At 73.8% G+C, this 19,597-nt stretch carries 15 protein-coding genes; 9 read left to right on the top strand and 6 right to left on the bottom strand.

The window, feature by feature from the left end; translation table 11 throughout:
* The first annotated feature begins 4 nt into the window (after positions 1-4).
* Positions 5-1,387, top strand: a complete 1,383-nt coding sequence (locus OG871_RS13165) for a glycine--tRNA ligase (protein ID WP_371496935.1) — start codon at positions 5-7, stop codon at positions 1,385-1,387.
* A 60-nt stretch (positions 1,388-1,447) separates the two neighbouring features.
* Here the strand turns inward: OG871_RS13165 and OG871_RS13160 are convergent, their stop codons facing one another.
* Together OG871_RS13160 and OG871_RS13155 are read right to left on the bottom strand one after the other, a co-directional pair.
* Positions 1,448-2,692 (bottom strand): hypothetical protein, encoded by a 1,245-nt coding sequence (locus OG871_RS13160; RefSeq protein WP_371496934.1) that lies wholly within the window; start codon positions 2,690-2,692, stop codon positions 1,448-1,450.
* A 170-nt stretch (positions 2,693-2,862) separates the two neighbouring features.
* Positions 2,863-3,441 (bottom strand): NADAR family protein, encoded by a 579-nt coding sequence (locus OG871_RS13155; protein ID WP_371496933.1) that lies wholly within the window; start codon positions 3,439-3,441, stop codon positions 2,863-2,865.
* Between the two features lie 150 nt (positions 3,442-3,591).
* On the opposite strand from OG871_RS13155, the gene dusB reads away from it, so the two are divergent.
* The 6 genes from dusB to OG871_RS13125 all read left to right on the top strand — a co-directional run bounded on the left by dusB (position 3,592) and on the right by OG871_RS13125 (position 11,756).
* On the top strand, positions 3,592-4,761 hold the full coding sequence (gene dusB, locus OG871_RS13150; protein ID WP_371496932.1) for a tRNA dihydrouridine synthase DusB: 1,170 nt from the start codon (positions 3,592-3,594) through the stop codon (positions 4,759-4,761).
* A 547-nt stretch (positions 4,762-5,308) separates the two neighbouring features.
* Positions 5,309-8,035, top strand: coding sequence for a pyruvate, phosphate dikinase (ppdK, locus tag OG871_RS13145; protein ID WP_371496931.1), 2,727 nt, complete (start codon positions 5,309-5,311; stop codon positions 8,033-8,035).
* Positions 8,036-8,233: 198 nt separating this feature from the next.
* Complete coding sequence (locus OG871_RS13140; protein ID WP_371496930.1) at positions 8,234-8,647, top strand: ribonuclease domain-containing protein; 414 nt, start codon at positions 8,234-8,236, stop codon at positions 8,645-8,647.
* 235 nt (positions 8,648-8,882) lie between these two features.
* Positions 8,883-9,725, top strand: a complete 843-nt coding sequence (locus tag OG871_RS13135; protein WP_371496929.1) for an alpha/beta fold hydrolase — start codon at positions 8,883-8,885, stop codon at positions 9,723-9,725.
* 28 nt (positions 9,726-9,753) lie between these two features.
* On the top strand, positions 9,754-10,980 hold the full coding sequence (locus OG871_RS13130; protein ID WP_371496928.1) for an ADP-ribosylglycohydrolase family protein: 1,227 nt from the start codon (positions 9,754-9,756) through the stop codon (positions 10,978-10,980).
* Positions 10,981-11,057: 77 nt separating this feature from the next.
* Positions 11,058-11,756 carry an MOSC domain-containing protein gene (locus OG871_RS13125; protein ID WP_371496927.1) on the top strand — a complete coding sequence of 233 codons (699 nt, stop codon included), beginning with the start codon at positions 11,058-11,060 and terminating at the stop codon, positions 11,754-11,756.
* Positions 11,757-11,820: 64 nt separating this feature from the next.
* Here the strand turns inward: OG871_RS13125 and OG871_RS13120 are convergent, their stop codons facing one another.
* On the bottom strand, positions 11,821-12,540 hold the full coding sequence (locus tag OG871_RS13120; RefSeq protein ID WP_371496926.1) for a GNAT family N-acetyltransferase: 720 nt from the start codon (positions 12,538-12,540) through the stop codon (positions 11,821-11,823).
* A gap of 685 nt (positions 12,541-13,225) precedes the next feature.
* Here OG871_RS13120 and OG871_RS13115 point away from each other — a divergent pair.
* Positions 13,226-14,170, top strand: coding sequence for a PAC2 family protein (locus OG871_RS13115; protein WP_371496925.1), 945 nt, complete (start codon positions 13,226-13,228; stop codon positions 14,168-14,170).
* A gap of 156 nt (positions 14,171-14,326) precedes the next feature.
* A complete protein-coding gene (locus OG871_RS13110) occupies positions 14,327-15,322 on the top strand; it encodes an SGNH/GDSL hydrolase family protein (protein ID WP_371496924.1) in 996 nt (331 codons plus the stop codon).
* Positions 15,323-15,344: 22 nt separating this feature from the next.
* Here OG871_RS13110 and nirD read toward each other — a convergent pair whose 3' ends face one another.
* From nirD to OG871_RS13095, 3 genes are read right to left on the bottom strand one after another with little or no spacing between them, the layout of a single operon-like run.
* Positions 15,345-15,695, bottom strand: a complete 351-nt coding sequence (gene nirD / locus OG871_RS13105) for a nitrite reductase small subunit NirD (RefSeq protein ID WP_371496923.1) — start codon at positions 15,693-15,695, stop codon at positions 15,345-15,347.
* Entirely contained in the window at positions 15,692-18,301 is a 2,610-nt protein-coding gene (gene nirB / locus OG871_RS13100) for a nitrite reductase large subunit NirB (protein WP_371496922.1), read from the bottom strand. Before nirB ends, nirD begins: the two co-directional genes overlap by 4 nt.
* Positions 18,301-19,596, bottom strand: coding sequence for an NAD(P)/FAD-dependent oxidoreductase (locus OG871_RS13095; protein WP_371496921.1), 1,296 nt, complete (start codon positions 19,594-19,596; stop codon positions 18,301-18,303). Before OG871_RS13095 ends, nirB begins: the two co-directional genes overlap by 1 nt.
* Position 19,597: the final 1 nt, after the last annotated feature.

The raw sequence follows: 19,597 nt of genomic DNA, 5'->3' as shown, positions 1-19,597 counted from the left end.
CACTGTGGCCGCCGACAAGATCGACACCATCGTCAGCCTGAGCAAGCGCCGTGGCTTCGTCTATCCCTGCAGCGAGATCTACGGAGGTACACGCGCCGCCTGGGACTACGGACCACTCGGTGTCGAGCTCAAGGAGAACATCAAGCGCCAGTGGTGGCGTTCGATGGTCCACGCTCGGGAGGACGTCGTCGGTCTCGACTCCTCGGTGATCCTGGCCCGCGAGGTCTGGGAGGCCTCCGGCCACGTGGCGACCTTCAACGACCCGCTGACCGAGTGCCTCTCCTGTCACAAGCGCTTCCGCGCCGACCACCTGGAAGAGGCCTACGAGGCCAAGCACAACCGGCTGCCGGCCAACGGCCTCGCCGACATCAACTGCCCGAACTGCGGGAACAAGGGCGCCTTCACGGAGCCCAAGGAGTTCTCGGGCATGCTGAAGACGCACCTCGGCGTCACCGAGGACGCGGGCGGCCTGGCCTACCTGCGCCCGGAGACCGCGCAGGGCATCTTCACCAACTTCAAGGCCGTCCAGACCACGTCGCGCCGCAAGCCGCCGTTCGGCATCGCCCAGACCGGCAAGAGCTTCCGCAACGAGATCACCCCCGGCAACTTCATCTTCCGCACCCGCGAGTTCGAGCAGATGGAGATGGAGTTCTTCGTCAAGCCGGGCGAGGACGACCAGTGGCACGAGTACTGGCTCCAGCAGCGCTGGGACTGGTACGTCGACCTCGGCCTGCGGACCGAGAACATGCGCTTCTTCGAGCACCCGAAGGAGAAGCTCTCCCACTACGCCAAGCGCACCGTGGACATCGAGTACCGGTTCAACTTCGGCGGCACCGAGTTCTCCGAGCTCGAGGGCATCGCGAACCGCACCGACTACGACCTCACGGTGCACAGCGAGGCCTCCGGCCAGGACCTCAAGTACTTCGACCAGGAGTCCGGCGAGCGGTACTTCCCCTACGTCATCGAGCCGGCCGCCGGTCTCAACCGCGCCATGCTGGCGTTCCTGCTCGACGCCTACTTCGAGGACGAGGCGCCCAACGCCAAGGGCGTCATGGAGAAGCGCGTCGGCATGCGGCTCGACCCGCGGCTGGCCCCGGTCAAGGTCGCGGTGCTGCCGCTGTCGCGCAACGCCGACCTCTCGCCCAAGGCCCGGGGCCTGGCCGCCGACCTGCGCACCGCGTGGAACGTCGAGTTCGACGACGCGGGCGCGATCGGCAAGCGCTACCGCCGCCAGGACGAGATCGGCACGCCGTTCTGCGTCACCGTCGACTTCGACACCCTCGAGGACAACGCGGTGACCATCCGCGAGCGCGACACCATGGCGCAGGAGCGCGTCTCGCTCGACCAGGTGAAGGCCTACCTCGGTGCCCGCCTGATCGGCTGCTGACCGGGATTCACCCCGCCGGACGGCCCCCACCGCCTCGCGCGGCGGGGGCCGTCCGGCGTCTCAGCCGCGGCCCCGGGAGCGCCGCCGCCCCGAGCCGCGGACGGCCGGTTCGGTCGGCAGGCCGGCCGTGCGCAGCGCCGCCAGTGCCGTCCGGGCCCGCGCCGCGTCCAGCCGGGCGACCGCGGCGAGCAGCGCCCCGTACAGCTCCGGGCGGGGCAGCACCGCCCGCCCGAACTCGCCCAGGCCGGTCGCCGAGCGCAGCCGGACCACCTCGCCGACCAGGTCCACCGCCAGCCCGTCGGCCAGCTCCCGGGCCACCTCGATCACCTCGGGGATCGGCCGGCCGGCCGCCTGGTGGAGCAGTACGCGACTGTCCCCGGCCCGGCCCATGGCGGACAACTGCTCGGCCAGCCGGGCCAGTTCGACGGCGGACGCCGATCCCCACTCCCACAGCAGGGTCTGCCCGTCGGCGGTCTGCCCGGCCTGCTCCAGGGCCGCCAGCAGCTCGGGCAGCCCGTCGGCGGGCACCGCACGAAGGACGTGGAACACCTGTGCGGCCTCCTCGGTCAGCCCGGCCTCCCGCAGCCCGGCCAACGTCCCCACGGCCTGGGCGGCCGGCCCGTCGGCGGTCGACCGGGCCAGGTATCCGGCGGCACCGGGCGGTCCGGCCGCGCGCAGCCGGACGGCCAGCCGGACGACGTCGGCCGGTGCCAGCGCCAGCGCGGCCCGGGCGGCGAGCGCCGCCGACTCGCCGCCGGAGCCCCGGAGGTGCAGATCGGTGATCAGGACGGCCAGCGCGGCCAGCTCCTCCTCGGAGCGCGCCCGCGGCCCGGGCTCGGGTGGGGCCGGGGGCGCCTGCGGCGGCTCGGCCGGCTCAGGTCCGGGTGCGGGCGCGCTCTCCCGCACCCCGCTGAACCGGGCGCCCCGCATCGGCGCCGCCGGTGCCGGCGCTGCCACGGGCGGCGGCGCCGTCTGCGGCCCCGCCTCGTAGCTGTCGGCGAACCTGGCGCCGGTGGGCCGGCGCCGCGGCGCCGCCCCGGCGCGCTCCTGCCCCTCCAGCGCCCGCAGCCGCTCGTCCTGTTGCCGGCAGCGCTCGCTCAGCCCCTCGCGCAGCCTTCGCGCCTGGCCCAGTTGGTGCAGCAGCTCGGCCGGTGGCTCGGAGGGCGGCTGCGCCGCGGCCCGCACGGCCTCGGTCAGCCGCCGCTCGCGCAGCGCCGCGTACTGCCGGGCGCGCAGCAGCTCGTCGAGCTCGGCCCGCACCCCCTCGACCTCGGCCGCCGTGGGGCCCAGCTCCTGGACTGTCATCGTGTCGGACCCGACCTCTCCGCCCGAGGACTCCTGCCCCGCCCCAGGCCATGCCTGGCAGCCATCCTGGCCCGCCGATACGGCAGTCGTGTTACGGGCACAAGTCGGCGCCCTTACGGCTCGAAGTGGATCAACTGCCGTGCAGGGGCGGGGCGGTGGGCCGCGAGCGGTCAGCCTTCCAGCCGGGCACGGGCCTCCATCAGGGCGAAGCCCAGGAGGTTGAGCCCGCGCCACCGGTAGGGGTCGGTCGCCCGCTCGTCGTCGGCCGCCAGGCCGATCCCCCAGAGACGGTCGAGCGGGCTGGCCTCCACCAGCACCCGGTGGGCGGTGCCCAGCAGGTAGGAGCGCAGCTCGTCGCTCGAACCGAACTTGGCGACGTTGCCCTGCACCACCAGCTCGAACCGTGCGGCCGCCCAGCGCCGCTCCTCGAAGCCAGCCACCTGCCGCCCCAGCTTCTTGGCCTCGGCCGGCGACCGGGCCGCCAGGATCCGCGGCACGATCGCCTCGTCCCCGAACAGCCGGGCCTTGCCGGCCATCATCCAGTGCTCGGCGGTCGGGTAGCGCGTCCCGTCCACGGTGAACGGAGCCGACCACCACTGGCTCAGCGACCCGGACCCGACGCTGCCGTCCCGCTCCGGCTGGTGGCCCCAGAACAGCAGGTACTTGGGCCGGGCACCGCAGGCCACCAGCGTGGCGAGCTCGTCGCGGGTGCGGGCGTCGGTGGGGGTGGTGGGTTGCACGGTCGTCATGGCGCCCATCGTCGCATCGGACGCCGACAGCCGACCATCGCATTGTTCCGAGGTCCCGCCACGGTGCCCCGGGAGCGGCCCGACCGGCCGGTGCGCCGAGTGGGGGACAATGGAGAGTCTCGAACCCCTCCCCCTGAGGACTTGCCGCGCATGACCACCACGCCCGCGCCCGCCCCGGCCGCCACCGAGTTCGCGCCGCTGAACATCGGCCCGATGCAGGTCTGGCCTCCCGTCGTGCTGGCCCCGATGGCGGGGATCACCAACGCGCCGTTCCGCACCCTGTGCCGTGAGCAGAGCGGTGGCCGCGGCCTGTTCGTCTCCGAGATGATCACCACCCGGGCGCTGGTCGAGCGGAACGCCAAGACCATGCAGCTGATCCACTTCGACCCGAGCGAGAAGCCCCGCTCGATCCAGCTGTACGGCGTGGACCCGGTCACCGTCGGCAAGGCCGCCCGCATGATCGCGGACGAGGACCTGGCCGACCACATCGACCTCAACTTCGGCTGCCCCGTCCCCAAGGTCACCCGCAAGGGCGGCGGCTCGGCCCTGCCGTACAAGCGCAACCTGCTCCGCGAGATCCTCCGGGAGGCGGTCGCGGGGGCCGGCGGCCGTCCGGTGACCATGAAGATGCGCAAGGGCATCGACGACGACCACCTCACCTTCCTGGACGCCGGCCGGATCGGCGCCGAGGAGGGGGTCTCGGCGATCGCCCTGCACGGCCGCACGGCCGCCCAGCACTACGGGGGCACCGCGGACTGGTCGGCGATCGCCCGGCTGCGCGAGGCCGTCCCGACCGGGATCCCGGTGCTGGGCAACGGTGACATCTGGTCGGCCGACGACGCGGTGCGGATGATGCGCGAGACCGGCTGCGACGGCGTGGTGGTCGGCCGCGGCTGCCTGGGCCGGCCCTGGCTCTTCCGGGACCTGGTCTCGATCTTCGAGGGCGAGGCGGACTACGCCCGCCCGGCCTTCGCCGACGTGGCCCGCTCGATGGTCCGGCACGCCCAGCTGCTCGGCGAGTGGATGGGTGACGAGACCCGCGGTGTGATCGACTTCCGAAAGCACGTCGCCTGGTACACCAAGGGCTTCTCGGTCGGTTCCGAGCTGCGGGTCAGGCTCGCCAACTCCAGCTCCCTGGCCGAGCTCGGCGACACCCTCGCCCAGGTTGACCAGGCACAACTGTGGCCGGCCGGCGCCGACGGCCCGCGCGGGCGGACGAGTGGCAACAATCGTGTTGTCCTTCCCGAGGGGTGGTTGGACGATCCGTACGACTGCGCCGTGCCGAGCGTGGACGCCGAACTGGACACCTCGGGCGGCTGATCGCTACGAAGTGGCCAAACCGGCCGCTGTGGTGCGCAGGCCGCCTCGGACGGGCCCTCTTGGACAACCTGGCCAAGAGGGCTCCTTTGAGGCAGATTTCGGTCACGGTGGGCGGTTCCGTTGTGACGCAATGACACGATCGGCGCAGGTCGACTACGACCGACGGCTGAGATGCGCCCGTGACGCTGGCCACATATCGTGGCGGTTGACGCCTGGTCAGAGGTCTCCGCAGGGGTGAGCGGGTGTGAATCGCTTCCCGAAGGGGCTTTCCGGCGGATCGGCGCGGCTGGATGCAGGAAATCAAGCCGGGGCAACACAGTGGTTCGCGGACCACTACGCTCTGTCCGGTTCATGTGATCTTCAGGTTTCGTTGTGTTCACTACTTGAAGCATCACTAGCGTCAGCCGGACGATTTCACCAACAGAGGTAAACGCCCTGACGGGCATTCGATCTGTCGGGTGTCCGCGGATCCCGAGCCTCGTACGTCATGTCGACGGCGCGGCACCACCTTCGAAATGGGTATGTTCTCCGGCGTCAGGGCAACCGTGTGCGAGGAGACCGACCCGTGCCGTCCGAGCAGAAGTTTGTTTACTCCTTCACCGAAGGAAACAAGGACCTCAAGGACCTTCTTGGCGGGAAGGGTGCGAACCTCGCCGAGATGACCAACCTGGGTCTCCCCGTCCCCCCGGGGTTCACCATCACCACGGAGGCCTGCAAGGTCTTCCTGCAGACCGGCAGCGAGCCGGGCTCGCTCAACGACGAGATCAGCCGGCACCTGCTGGCGCTCGAGTCCGAGATGGGCAAGCAGCTCGGCCAGGCCGACAACCCGCTGCTGGTCTCCGTGCGCTCCGGTGCCAAGTTCTCCATGCCGGGCATGATGGACACCGTCCTGAACATCGGGCTCTCCGACGCCTCGGTGACGGGCCTGGTCGCGCAGTCCGGCAATGAGCGCTTCGCCTGGGACTCCTACCGCCGCCTGGTCCAGATGTTCGGCAAGACCGTGCTGGGCGTCGAGGGCGAGCTGTTCGAGGACGCGCTGGACGAGCTCAAGAGCGCCAAGGGCACCGAGAACGACCTCGACCTCACCGCCGAGGACCTCAAGGTGCTGGTGGAGACCTTCAAGGGCATCGTGCGCCGCGAGACCGGGCGGGAGTTCCCGCAGGAGCCGCGCGAGCAGCTCGACCTGGCCATCCACGCCGTCTTCCACTCCTGGAACGGCGACCGGGCCCGCCTGTACCGCCGCCAGGAGCGCATCCCGAACAGCCTGGGCACGGCCGTCAACATCTGCAGCATGGTCTTCGGCAACCTCGGCGAGGACTCCGGCACCGGTGTCGCCTTCACCCGCGACCCCTCCACCGGTGCCCAGGGCGTCTACGGCGACTACCTGCAGAACGCGCAGGGCGAGGACGTCGTCGCCGGCATCCGCAACACCCTCCAGCTCGCCGACCTGGAGCAGCTCGACAAGAAGTCGTACGACGAGCTGATGGCGATCATGCACAAGCTCGAGACGCACTACCGCGACCTGTGCGACATCGAGTTCACCATCGAGCGCGGCAAGCTCTGGATGCTGCAGACCCGGATCGGCAAGCGCACCGCCGCCGCCGCCTTCCGGATCGCCGTCCAGCTGGTCGACCAGGGCCTGATCGACCTCGACGAGGCGCTGCACCGGGTCAACGGCGCCCAGCTGGCCCAGCTGATGTTCCCGCGTTTCGCGCCCACCTCCGAGACCAAGCCGGTGGCCTGGGGCATCGCCGCCTCGCCCGGCGCCGCGGTCGGCCGGGTGGTCTTCGACTCGTACACCGCGGTCAAGTGGTCCCGCTCCGGCGAGAAGGTCATCCTCGTCCGCCGTGAGACCAACCCGGACGACCTGGAAGGCATGATCGCCGCCGAGGGCATCCTGACCTCCCGCGGCGGCAAGACCTCGCACGCGGCCGTCGTCGCCCGCGGCATGGGCAAGACCTGTGTCTGCGGCGCCGAGGAGCTGGAGGTGGACACCAAGAACCGCAAGTTCACCACCTCCGACGGCCAGGTCGTCCACGAGGGCGACGTGGTCTCCATCGACGGCGCGAACGGCAAGGTCTACCTGGGCGAGGTCCCGGTGCTGCCGTCCCCGGTGGTCGAGTACTTCGAGGGCACCCTGCACGCCGGCGCCGATGTCCAGGGCGGCCTGGTCCAGGCCGTGCACCGGCTGATGTCGCACGCCGACGTACGCCGCCGGCTCGCCGTACGGGCCAACGCGGACAACGCCGAGGACGCCAACCGCGCCCGCCGCTACGGCGCCCAGGGCATCGGTCTGTGCCGTACCGAGCACATGTTCCTCGGCGAGGAGCGGCGCAAGGAGGTGGAGCACCTGATCCTGGCCGACAACGACAAGGACCGCGAGCAGGCGCTCTCCACCCTGCTGCCGCTGCAGAAGGGCGACTTCCTCGAGCTCTTCCAGTCGATGGACGGGCTCCCCGTCACCGTCCGGCTGCTCGACCCGCCGCTGCACGAGTTCCTCCCCGACATCACCGAGCTCTCGGTGCGCGTCGCCCTCGCCGAGGCCCGCAAGGACCCGAACGAGAACGACCTGCGCCTGCTCCAGGCCGTGCACAAGCTGCACGAGCAGAACCCGATGCTGGGTCTGCGCGGTGTGCGCCTCGGCCTGGTCATCCCCGGCCTGTTCGGGATGCAGGTCCGGGCGATCGCGGAGGCCGCGGCCGAGCGCAAGCTGGCCGGCGGCGACCCGCGGCCCGAGGTGATGATCCCGCTGGTCGGCACCGTCCAGGAGCTGGAGCTGGTGCGCGACGAGTGCGAGCGGGTGCTCGCCGAGGTCGTCTCGTCCACCGGGGTGCCGCTGGACATCAAGCTGGGCACCATGATCGAGTTGCCGCGCGCCGCGGTGACCGCAGGTCAGATCGCCGAGGCCGCCGAGTTCTTCTCCTTCGGCACCAACGACCTCACCCAGACGGTCTGGGGCTTCTCCCGGGACGACGTGGAGGCCAGCTTCTTCACCGCCTACCTGGAGAAGGGCATCTTCGGCGTCAGCCCGTTCGAGACCATCGACCGGGACGGCGTCGGCTCGCTGGTCAAGATGGCCGCCGAGGCCGGCCGGGCCACCCGGCCCGACCTCAAGCTCGGAGTCTGCGGCGAGCACGGCGGCGACCCGGACTCGGTGCACTTCTTCCACGAGGTGGGACTGGACTACGTGTCCTGCTCCCCCTTCCGGATCCCGGTGGCGCGCCTGGAGGCAGGCCGCGCCGCCCTCGAGACGGCGGGCAGCGACTCGCGCTGACGGGCCGGGGACATCCCCCCGTCGACGTGGTCCCATCGCTGACCGCACCCCCTCCAACCGGGGAGGGGCGTACGGCGGAGCTCGGCGCAGGAGAGCCGCCGTACGTGAAGCAGTCGGGGCGGGAACGGACAATGGCGTCCGTTCCCGCCCCGGCGGCGTTTTCGGGGTGAACCGCCCGGCCGTGGGCAGGCTGGGCCCATGCACAGCCGACCGGTCCTCGCCCTCGCCCTCGCCGTCTGCGCCCTGGCCGGGTGCGACGGCAGCCCCACGCCCGGCCCCGCGGCGTCCGCCGCCCGCCCGTCCGGCAGCTGGGTGCCGAGCAGCTCCGCGCTGGCGGACGTGTGCCGCTCCGGGCTGCCGAAGCAGGCCGCCGACACCCTCGCGCTGATCGCGGCGGGCGGCCCGTACCCGTACCGCACGGACGGTGTCGTCTTCGAGAACCGGGAGAACCGGCTGCCCCGCCGGGGCGGCGGCTACTACCACGAGTACACCGTGACCACCCCGGGCTCGGGCGACCGGGGGACCCGCCGGGTGGTGACCGGCGCGGCGGGGGAGCGGTACTGGACCGCGGACCACTACGGCTCGTTCCGGGAGATCGACGACAGGTGCTGAGATCACCCGGCTGCGGCACGGTCGGGAGGACGGTCGGGAAAGGGGTGCGTCGGGTCGGCGGCCGCACACCCCGCTCGCCGCGACACGCGCCGGGCGCAGCGCGCTCGCCGCGCACCCGGCGGGGCTCCAACGGCTGGCCGCCGCAGCCGAAGCCACCGGTGCCGACGCGACGCGGTCGGACCGAGCCGGTCCGGCCTCCTTGCGCCGGAGGTTCCGGGTCGCGAGGATCATGGCCATGCCCAACTTCACCGCCCCTGACGGGACCACCCTCGCCTACCGCCGGATCGGCCGCGGCGAGCCGCTGATCTGTCTGCCCGGCGGCCCGATGCGCGCCGCCGCGTATCTGGGCGACCTCGGCGGCCTGGCCGCGCACCGCACCCTGGTCCTGCTCGACCTGCGCGGGACCGGCCGCTCCGGGCGCCCGGACGACCCGGCGGGCTACCGCTGCGACCGGCAGGTCGCCGACGTCGAGGCGCTGCGCGCCTACCTCGGCCTGGAGCGGATCGACCTGCTCGGGCACTCCGCGGGAGCGGGCCTGGCCACCCGCTACGCCGCCGAGCACCCCGAGCGGATCGGGCGGCTCGCCCTGATCACCCCGGTCACCGCGGCCGTCGGCATCCCGGTCGACGTCGACGACTTCCGCGAGGCCGTGCGGCTGCGCGGCAACCCCGCGTGGGGCCCGGCCGCGCTGGCCGCGATGGAGGCGGCGCTGGCCGGAGCCCTCACCCCCGAGCAGTCGGACGCGATGCAGCCGCTGCTCTACGGCCGCTGGGACGCGGCGGCCCAGGAGCACGCGGCCGGCGGCCCGGCCCAGCGCAACGCCGAGGCCGCGCGGCTGTTCTGGGCGGCCGGCGCCTTCGACCCGGACGCCACCAGGGCGGGCCTGGCCGGCCTCAAGGCGCCCGTGCTGGTGCTGTCCGGCGAGCTCGACGGCGGCCCGTCGCCGCGGCGGGCCGCCGAGTTCGCCGAGGTCTTCCCGCAGGGCGTCCACCGTGTGCAGCCGGGCGCGGGCCACTTCCCGTGGCTCGACGACGAGGAGCGGTTCGTCCGGACGGTCGCGGAATTCCTCGGCCGCTGACGGCGGAGGGTGGGAGGATCTCCTCCCGATGACCGACACCACCACGTACGCCCTCGACTCCTTGCACGGCCTCTCGGTCGGCGACGCCCTCGGCGCCCAGTTCTTCGTCCCCGACAACCGCGACCACCTGGACCTTCGCCCGGCCCCGCCCGGGGTCTGGCCCTGGACGGACGACACCGAGATGGCCTGCTCGGTGCATGCCGCCTTCACCGAGCGCGGCGCCATCGACACCTTCGACCTCACCCACGCCTTCGCCCGCCGCCACGACTTCGACCGCGGCTACGGCCCGGCGGCCAACCGCCTGCTGCGGCTCGTCCGCGAGGGCGGGCACGCCCCGACCCTCGCCGCCGAACTCTTCGACGGCCGGGGCTCGTACGGGAACGGCGCCGCGATGCGGGTCGCGCCGCTCGGTGCGGCCTTCGCGGCGGACCCTGCGGCCGTGGTCGGGCCGGCCGCCGCGACCGCCGTGATCACCCACACCCATCCGCAGGCCGTCGACGGTGCGATCGCCGTCGCGGTGGCCGCCGCCCACGCCGTGCGGGCCCGCACCGAGCCGACCACCCCGGCCGGTTTCCTGCGGGCCGTCGGCGCGCTGACCCCGCGCGGAGCGGTCGAGCGGGGCATCGCCGAGGCGGTGCGGCTGCTGGGGGCGGACGCCCGGTCGGCCGCACGGGTGCTGGGCAACGGCAGCCGGGTGAGCGCCGCCGACACCGTGCCGTTCGCACTGTGGGCCGCGGCCCGGCACCTCGACGACTACTCCGGAGCCGTCCGGGAGACGATCTCGGCCGGCGGGGACGTGGACACCACTGCGGCGATCGTCGGCGGCATCGTCGCCGCCCGGACCGGCACCGAGGGCATCCCCGCCTCGTGGCTGGCCGCCCGCGAGCCGCTCCCGGCCTGGGCCGTACCCGCCCCCGGCAGCGTCGCCGCCGCCACCTCGCCGCCGCGCACGATCCGGCTGCCCCGCCCGGCGCCCGTCCCGGAGACGGTGTGGAGCGAGGAGCAGTGGCAGCGGACCAGGGAGGGCCTGCTGCCGAACGACACCGCCGGCCTCTGGCGGGCGTACACCGCCGAAGGCGTGCTCCACCTGCACCTCGCGGCGGGCGGTGACGCCCTGGCCGAGATCAGGGTGGAGCCGGTGCCGGGCGGCCCGGGCCGGGGGTGGCAGCCGGTCTCGGCCGTCCACGAGGCGCACCCGGCCTCCTACCGGGGCGGCGGGGAGGGCCTGGTGGAGACGCTGCTGCGGCTGCTGTGAGGCAGGGGCAGGTCCTGATCGGGTGACGCCCGGGGGGACGGGCCGCGGCCGTGCGCCGGCCGATCTAGGCTGCGGGTATGGCACATCTGCTCTCCGTGAACCTGGCCCGTCCACGTCCCAACCCGGCCAAGCCCGGGACCACCGCCACCGGCATCGACAAGCGCCCGGTGGACCACGAGGTGCACCTGCGCGCCCCCGGCCCGAAGAGCGGGGGGCTGGGCGGCGGCCTGGTCGGCGACAGCGTCTTCGACACCCGCAACCACGGCGGCGACGACCAGGCCGTCTACGCCTACTCCCGGGAGAGCCTGGACCACTGGGAGCGGGCGCTGGGCCGCGAGCTCACCGGCGGCAGCTTCGGCGAGAACCTCACCACCGCCGGCCTCGACGTCGACCGGGCGCTGATCGGCGAGCGGTGGCGGATCGGCGACGGGGTGCTGCTGGAGGTCTCCTCGCCGCGGATCCCCTGCTCGACCTTCGCCCGCTGGCTGGACGAGCGGGGCTGGGTCAAGCGCTTCGCCCAGGGCGCGCTGCCCGGCGCCTACCTGCGGATCGTCGAACCCGGGGTGATCCGGGCCGGTGACACCGTCACCGTCGAGCACCGTCCGGACCACGGCGTGACCGTCGAGCTCTGCTTCCGGGCACTGATGACGGAGGCTCAGCTGCTGCCCCGGCTGGTCGACGTCGAGGCGCTGCCGGAGGAGACCCGGGAGCTGGCCCGCAAGCGCACCGGCGGTACCCCGCCGTACGACCCGCAGGAGTGGGAGACCGACGTGTAGGGCGTGCGGGCGCCGACCGGCCGCCGCCCCCCGGGGCACCGGCCGGTCGGCGCCCGGAGCGCGGTCAGACCGCGATCAGTGGGCCGCCGTGTCTAAGACACTCCTGGGTGAGCGCCGGATCCGGCGCGCTCGGCGAGGTCGCGGCGGCGATCCGCAGCTCGATGATGTCGCGGACGGCCTCCCACTCCTCACTCAGGATCGAGTAGAAGGCGGTGCTGCGGACCTCGCCGTCCAGCCCCCGCGAGTGGGCCCGGCGGACGCCCTCGCAGGTGGCGCCGAGACGCTCGATCGCGGCGCGTGAGCGGGTGTTGCGGGCGTCCGCGCGCAGCGAGATCCGCTGCACACCCCAGACCTCGAAGGCGTGCCGGAGCATCAGCAGCTTGGCCTCGGTGTTGATGCCGGTGCCCTGGGCGCGCGGCGAGAGCCAGGTGTTGCCGATCTCGGCGGCGTCCGGGACGGCCAGCAGCGGGTCGCCGTGCGGCACCCCGGGGACCGGCGGCCACACCAGCGGCCCCTGCCAGTAGTCCAGTTCCAGGAATCGGGTCGAGCCGACCACCCGGTCGTCGGCGGTGCTCACCGTGGCGAACGGCTGCGACCGCCCCGCCGCCCGGTCGGCCAGCGCGCGGGCGATGTACTCCCGGGCGGCTTCCAGGCCGTGCGGTACGGGGGTGAAGGCGTAGGTCGTACGGTCCTCGGCGCCGGCCTCGGCCAGGGCCGCGGCGTGGTGCTCGGCGAGGGGCTCCAGCCGCACGGTGCGGCCGTAGAGGGTGACGGATACGGGCACGGATCCTTCGGTCCTTCGGCATTCGGAGGGGCCGTTCGCGCCGGGGTACGGCACGAGGGCAGTGGTCTTTCGCCCCGGCCCCGGAATCGACCGCCGCGGCCCGTCGAGACCCCCGGAACGCGGGCGGTACGGCGGTGCGGCGGCCCGGAAGCGGGCAGCGCGGTGCCGGAACGGAATCGGGTCGACGGGACCGTACCGGCGGGATGAGCGAGGGGACAGTGTGCGTCCGCGAGATGGCCGAAAGAGGAATGAGAGCGCGAAGGAAGCAGGCGGCCAGGTGAAGGCAAGGTGCGAGAGGAGTGGCTGGCCGCGCATCGGACCGGGTCGTGGCCCGCGCCGTGACAGACGGCGTGGCGACGACGCGACGATGCGAGGCAGCGAGAGGACGATACCCGTCCGAGGGCGGTGCGTCACCTCGCATCGCGCGAACGGGGGCGCGCGCGGGCTCCCGCCCGCCCGGATCCGCCCGGCGGCGGCCGACGCGGGGGCTCCCACCAGCGGTTTTCCAAGCGGGTGAGAACATTTCCGGGACGGGGAGAAGACACCGGGCGCGGCGGGAATGTCGGCGGGCTCCGGCACGCTGGACTGAAGCAGGCGGCCGGGCCGTGACAAGGCACTCCGCCGTGGGCGGGCCCAGCAGGGCCGGCCCGGTGAGACGACGAGACGGAACGGGGTTGGGTGCACCGTGCGTGATCCCAAGGAGCTGTACCAGCTGGAGCCGCTGGGCGTGGCCGCGGTGGCCGTCGCCCGCGACGCCGCGGCGGAGGCCGACAGCGGCCTGGTACTGCTGTACCACTTCGAGGGCTTCATGGACGCGGGCGAGGCCGGCGGTCAGGTCGTGGCGCACCTGCTGGAGCACGGCAGCCCGCAGGTGGTGGCGAGGTTCGACCACGACCGCCTGGTGGACTACCGGGCCCGCCGCCCGGCGATGACCTTCGACCGCGAGAGCTGGACGGACTACGACCCGCCCGAGATCCTGCTCCAGCTGGCGCACGACTCGGTCGGCGCGCCCTTCCTGGTGCTCACCGGCCCGGAGCCGGACACCGAGTGGGAGCTGTTCGCGGCGGCCGTGCGCGGCCTGATCGAGGAGTTCGACGTCCGGCTGTCGGTCGACTTCCACGGTATCCCGATGGGCGTGCCGCACACCCGGCCGGTCGGGGTCACCCCGCACGGCAACCGGCTCGACCTGGCGCCGGGCTACCCGAAGTGGTTCGAGCAGGCCCAGGTGCCGGGCAGCGCGCAGGCGCTGCTGGAGTACCGCCTCGCCGAGGCCGACCACGACGTGCTGGGCTTCGCCGTCCACGTGCCGCACTACATCGCCCGCTCGGCCTACCCGGCCGCCGCGGTGGTGATCCTGGAGGCGGTGCAGTCGGCCACCGGGCTGGTACTGCCCGGCGGCGAGCTGCGGGTGCGGGTCGACGAGGTGTACGCCGAGATCGAGGACCAGCTCACCCAGGGCGACGGCGAGCTGCGCTCGGCGATCCGCGGCATGGAGGGCCAGTACGACGCGGTGGCGGGCGCCGAGGACCGGGAGAGCCTGCTGGCCCAGACGGCCGACCTGCCCTCCGCGGACGAGCTGGGCCGGCGCTTCGAGGAGTTCCTGGCCGAGCACGAGCGCGACGCGGACTGACCCGGTCGTCGCGGGGGCGGCAGGGCCGGGAGAGTGACCACGGCCGGGGACGGGATCGATTCCCGTCCCCGGCTCGTTCGCTCTCTTCGGACGCCCGGGGGACGGGCCGTCCGTCGTGCACCGATGACGGCCCGACCCCGGGGGGAACACATGGACATGAGTCTCAGGCGCGCCGGCGTGCTGTCCGGCCTGGCCGGGCTGCTGGCGCTCGCCGGCTGCGGCGGTGGCGGCGACGGGGCCACCCCCGTGCCGGCTCCGTCCGCCCCGGCCTCCGCCGCGACCGCCTCGCCGTCCGCCGCGACCGCCCCGGCGTCCCCGCCGGCCGTCCGGCCCTATACGGCGCTCGGCGACTCGTACACCTCGGGCCTGCAGATCCCGCCCCAGCAGGGCACCCCGAGGGGCTGCGCCCGCTCGGGGGTGAACTACCCCTCGCTGGTGGCGGCCCGGCTCGGGCTGAGCGGTCCGGACTTCCGGGACGTCAGCTGCAGCGGCGCGCGCACCAGGGATCTGACGGCGCCCCAGCAGACCGCAGGCGGGGCCAACCCGCCCCAGCTGGAGGCGGTCTCGGACGCCACCCGGCTGGTCACCCTCGGGATCGGCGGCAACGACGTCGGCTTCATGGACGTGCTCGGGCGCTGCGCGATGGAGAGCGTCAAGCGGTCGGTGGCCGCGGCGCTGACCGAGCAACCGGGGGCCGAGGCACCCTGCCGGGAGTACTACACCACCGGCGGCGGCGCGGACGAGGTCGGGCGGGCGATCGAGGCGACCGGTCCGAAGGTGGTCGAGGCCGTGCGGGAGATCCGGCGGCGGGCCCCGCAGGCCAGGGTGCTGCTGGTCGGGTACCCGGCGCTGCTGCCGGCCGATCCGGCGGCCTGCGAGGCCACCCTGGGCTCCGGCGTGGCCCCGGGCGACCTGGCCTTCCTGGCCGAGAAGCAGCGGCAGCTCGACGCGATGCTGCGGCGCAGCGCCGAGCAGGCCGGCGGCGTCTTCGTGGACACCTCCACGCCGTCGGCCGGCCACGACATGTGCGCGGGGGAGGACCGGCGCTGGGTCGAGCCGCCGCTGCCCGCGCCCGGGCTGGCCTCGCTGCACCCCAACGCCAGGGGCGAGCAGGGGATGGCCGCCGCGGTGCTCGCGGCGGCCACCCCCTGACGTCCGGTCAGCCCCTGGGGCCTCAGGCCGCCCGGACGGGGTGGACGGGGATCCGGACGGCCTCGTCGTCCAGGCACTGGCCGGTGGCCAGCTCGAAGCGCTGCTTGAGCAGCGGCGAGGCGACGTACACCCGGCCGTCGGCGGTGGTGCCGAGCAGGCCCCGGGAGAGCACGTAGGCGCCGGTGAACGGGTCGCGGTTGGCGATCGCGTACAGGGCGTCCGCGCCGTCCCGGAAGACGGCGGCCTGCCGGCCGTCGGGCAGCAGGACGGCGACGCCCCGGCCGGGGGTGAGCAGGTCCCAGTCGCAGACGGGGGTCCAGGTGCGGTCGGCGAACAGCTCGACCCGGGTGCTGGTGCGGACGGGTGCGGTCATCGGGAGGCCTCCAGGATCGGGGCGCGGTCGGGGTCGAGGGCGGCGAGCAGGTCGGCCTCGGTGGCGAGCAGGGTCAGGTCGGGCTTGACCTGGTCGCGCTCGGCGGTGAAGCGGATGCTGGGGTCGGGCACGCCGGGGGCGTTGACGAAGGAGACGAACCGGGCGAGGCGTCCGGGGTCGGCCAGGGTGGCGGCCCACTCGTCCTCGTAGTCGGTGACGTGGTGGGCCATCATGGCCTCCAGGTCGGCGGCGATACCGAGGCTGTCGTCGACCACCACGGCCCGGACGTGGTCCAGGCCGCCCTCGATCCGCTCCAGCCAGGCCGAGGTGCGCTCCAGCCGGTCCGCGGTGCGGATGTAGAACATCAGGAACCGGTCGATCAGCCGGATCAGCCGCTCGTCGTCGAGGTCCTGGGCGAGCAGGTCGGCGTGCCGGGGGGTGGCGCCGCCGTTGCCGCCGACGTAGAGGTTCCAGCCGTTGGAGGTGGCGATCACCCCGAAGTCCTTGCCGCGGGCCTCGGCGCACTCCCGGGCGCAGCCGGAGACCGCCGACTTGAGCTTGTGCGGGCTGCGCAGGCCGCGGTAGCGCAGCTCCAGCCGGATCGCCATGGCGACCGAGTCCTGCACGCCGTACCGGCACCAGGTGGAGCCCACGCAGGACTTCACCGTGCGCAGCGACTTGCCGTAGGCGTGGCCGGACTCGAAGCCGGCCGCGACCAGCCGGTGCCAGATCTGCGGCAGCTGGTCCACCCGGGCACCGAACAGATCGATCCGCTGGCCGCCGGTGATCTTGGTGTAGAGGCCGAAGTCGCGGGCCACCTCGCCGATCACGATCAGCTTGTCCGGGGTGATCTCGCCGCCGGGGATGCGCGGCACCACCGAGTAGGAGCCGTTGCGCTGGAGGTTGGCCAGGAAGTGGTCGTTGGTGTCCTGCAGCGCGCCCTGCTCGTCGTCCAGGATGTGCCCGGAGACGGCCAGCTCGGGCGCCAGCGAGGCGATGATCGAGGCGACGGTGGGCTTGCAGACCTCACAGCCCTCGCCGCCGAGCCGGCCGTGCTCGGCCAGCAGCCGGCGGTGGGTCGGGATCCGCTTGACCCGGACGATCTCGTACAGCTCGGCGCGGGTCTGCCCGAAGCAGGGGCACAGGCCCTTGTCGACCTCGATGCCGGAGGCCGCCAGTTCCTCGTCGACGACGGTGCCCAGCAGCTTGAGGCAGGAACCGCAGCCGGTGCCGGCCTTGGTGCACTTCTTGACCTCGGGCACGGTGGTGCAGCTGTGCTCGGTGACGGCGGCCCGCACGGCGCCCTTGGTGACGTTGTGGCAGTTGCAGACCACCGCCTCGTCCGGCAGCGCGGAGCTGCCCAGCGAGACCGGCGCGCCGAGTCCGGCCGGCAGCACCAGCGACTCGGCCGGGACGGGCAGCGGGGTGCCGGTGCCGGCCAGCGGCCGCAGCGCGGAGTACGCCTCGGCGTCGCCGACCAGGATGCCGCCGAGCAGCGCGCCCTCGGGCGTGACCACCAGCTTCTTGTAGACGCCGGCGCGGGAGTCGGAGTACACCACGTCCAGGGCGCCGGCGGTGGTGCCGAAGGCGTCGCCGAAGCTGGCCACGTCCACGCCGAGCAGCTTGAGCTTGGTCGACAGGTCGGCGCCGGTGAACGGCTGCACGGCCTGCCGGGCCAGCTGCTGGGCCACCGTGCGGGCCATCTCGTAGCCGGGCGCGACCAGGCCGTAGACCCGGCCGTCGCAGGCCAGCGCGCACTCGCCGATGGCGAACACGGCCGGGTCGGAGGTACGGCACAGCTCGTCCACGGCGATGCCGCCGCGCTCGCCGACGGTCAGGCCGCAGTCCCGGCCGAGCTGGTCGCGGGGCCGTACGCCCGCCGAGAAGACCACCAGGCCGGTGTCCAGCCGGGAGCCGTCGGTGAACGTCATGCCGGCCGCCCGGCCCTCGGCCGAGACCTCGACGGCGGTGGTGCCCACCCCGGTGTGCACCACCACGCCCATGCCCTCGATGGTGCGGCGCAGTGCCTCGCCGCCGCCCTCGTCGACCTGCACGGGCATCAGCCGGGGGGCGAACTCGACCACGTGGGTCTCCAGCCCGAGCCCGCGCAGCGCGCCGGCCGCCTCCAGCCCGAGCAGCCCGCCGCCGACCACCGCACCGACCGTCTGCCCGGCCGCGTACGCCTCGATGGCCTGCAGGTCCTCGATGGTGCGGTAGACGAAGCACCCCTCGGCGTCCTTGCCCGGCACCGGCGGGACGAACGGGTACGAGCCGGTGGCCAGCACCAGCGTGTCGTAGCGCAGGGTGTGCCCGGCCGCGGTGGTGACCGTCCGGGCGGCCCGGTCCACGGCGGTGACCGGCGAGGACAGGTGGACCTCGTAGCCGTGCCGGTCGGTGAAGCCCTCCTCGGCGAGCAGCAGGTCCTCGGCCGTCCGGCCGGAGAAGTACGAGGTGAGGGCGACCCGGTCGTAGGCGGGCCGCGGTTCCTCGGCGAGCACGACGACCCGGTAGCGGTCGGCGGCACCGGTCTCGGCCAGGGCCTCCAGGAAGCGGTGGCCGACCATGCCGTACCCGACCAGGAGCAGCGTGGGCTTGGTGGTGGTCATCAGGAAGTCCCTCCGGTGGTGGTGCTCTGCGTGGTGAGCAGGTGGAGCGGGTGCGCGGGCAGGGCCTCGTCGCCCTCCCAGGCGTGGGCCAGGGTGCCGACCGTGTCGAGGTCGCCGAGCAGGACGCCGCCGACCAGGCGGTCGCCGCCCTGCCCGTCCGGGCGGACGATCACCTTGCGGTAGGTGCCGCGGGCGGCGTCCGCCAGCCGGATCACCCGGTCGTCGGGGTCGGCCTCGGTGGCGCCGAACGCGGCCAGGTCCAGCGGGGCGCCGCCGGGGCCGGCGAGGGTCAGCCGGGTCAGCAGCCGGCTGCCGCGGTACCCGGCCGCCCGGCCGGCTCCCTGGCCGGTGTCCCGGCCGGCGAGCACCTCGGCCAGCCGGTCGGCCTGGGCCAGCGCGGGGCCGGCCAGGCCGTACAGCACGCCGCGGTGCTCGGCGCAGTCGCCGACGGCGAAGACGTGCGGGTCACCGGTGCACAGCCGGTCGTCCACCGTGATCCCGTGCCGAGTGGCCAGCCCGGCGGCCCGGGCCAGGCCGGTCCGCGGCCGGACACCGACGGCGAGCACCAGCAGCTCGGCCGCCGGCCGGAAGCCGTCGGCCAGCTCGATGCCGGACACCCGCCGGTCCTCGGTGAGCACCGAGCGGACCCGGCACTCGGTGTGCACCTCGACACCCAGGTCGGTCAGGTGGGCGGTGAGCAGGGCGGCCGCGTCCGCGTCCAGGTGACGCTCCATCAGGTGCTCGCCCTGGTGGGCCAGCAGCACCGGGACGCCGCGCGCGGCCAGCGCCCGGGCGGCGCTCACCCCGAGCAGCCCGCCGCCGACCACCACGGCCTGGCGCACCTGCGGCAGGTAGGCGTCGATGTCGGCGCAGTCGGCCATGGTCCGGAACGCGAACACCCCGGCCGGCAGCTCGTGCCGTTCCCGGCCGGCCACCGAATCGTCGAACAGTCCGCGCAGCGGCGGCAGCACGGGGTTGCTCCCGGTGGCGAGCACCAGATCGCCGTAGCCGACCGCAGAGCCGTCGTCGCACAGCACCCGGCGCTGCGCCCGGTCGATCCGCACCACCCGGGCGCGGCGCCGGACGACCTGCGGGGGCAGCGGCGCGAGCGCCGCCACCTCGGCCGCGTACCGCCCGGCCAGGACCTCGGCCAGCAGCACCCGGTTGTACGGCGGCCACTCCTCCTCGCCGAGCAGGACGACCTCACGCCCGCCGTGCCGGGCGAGCTGCTCGGTGAGCCGGTGGCCGGCCATGCCGCCACCGACCACCACCACGCGGCTGTCGCTTGCTGTCATG

It is taken from the genome of Kitasatospora sp. NBC_00374, from assembly GCF_041434935.1.
Lineage (GTDB): Bacteria > Actinomycetota > Actinomycetes > Streptomycetales > Streptomycetaceae > Kitasatospora.
The sequence above is the reverse complement of the archived record's forward strand: the minus strand, read 5'-3'. Positions and strand labels throughout refer to the sequence as shown.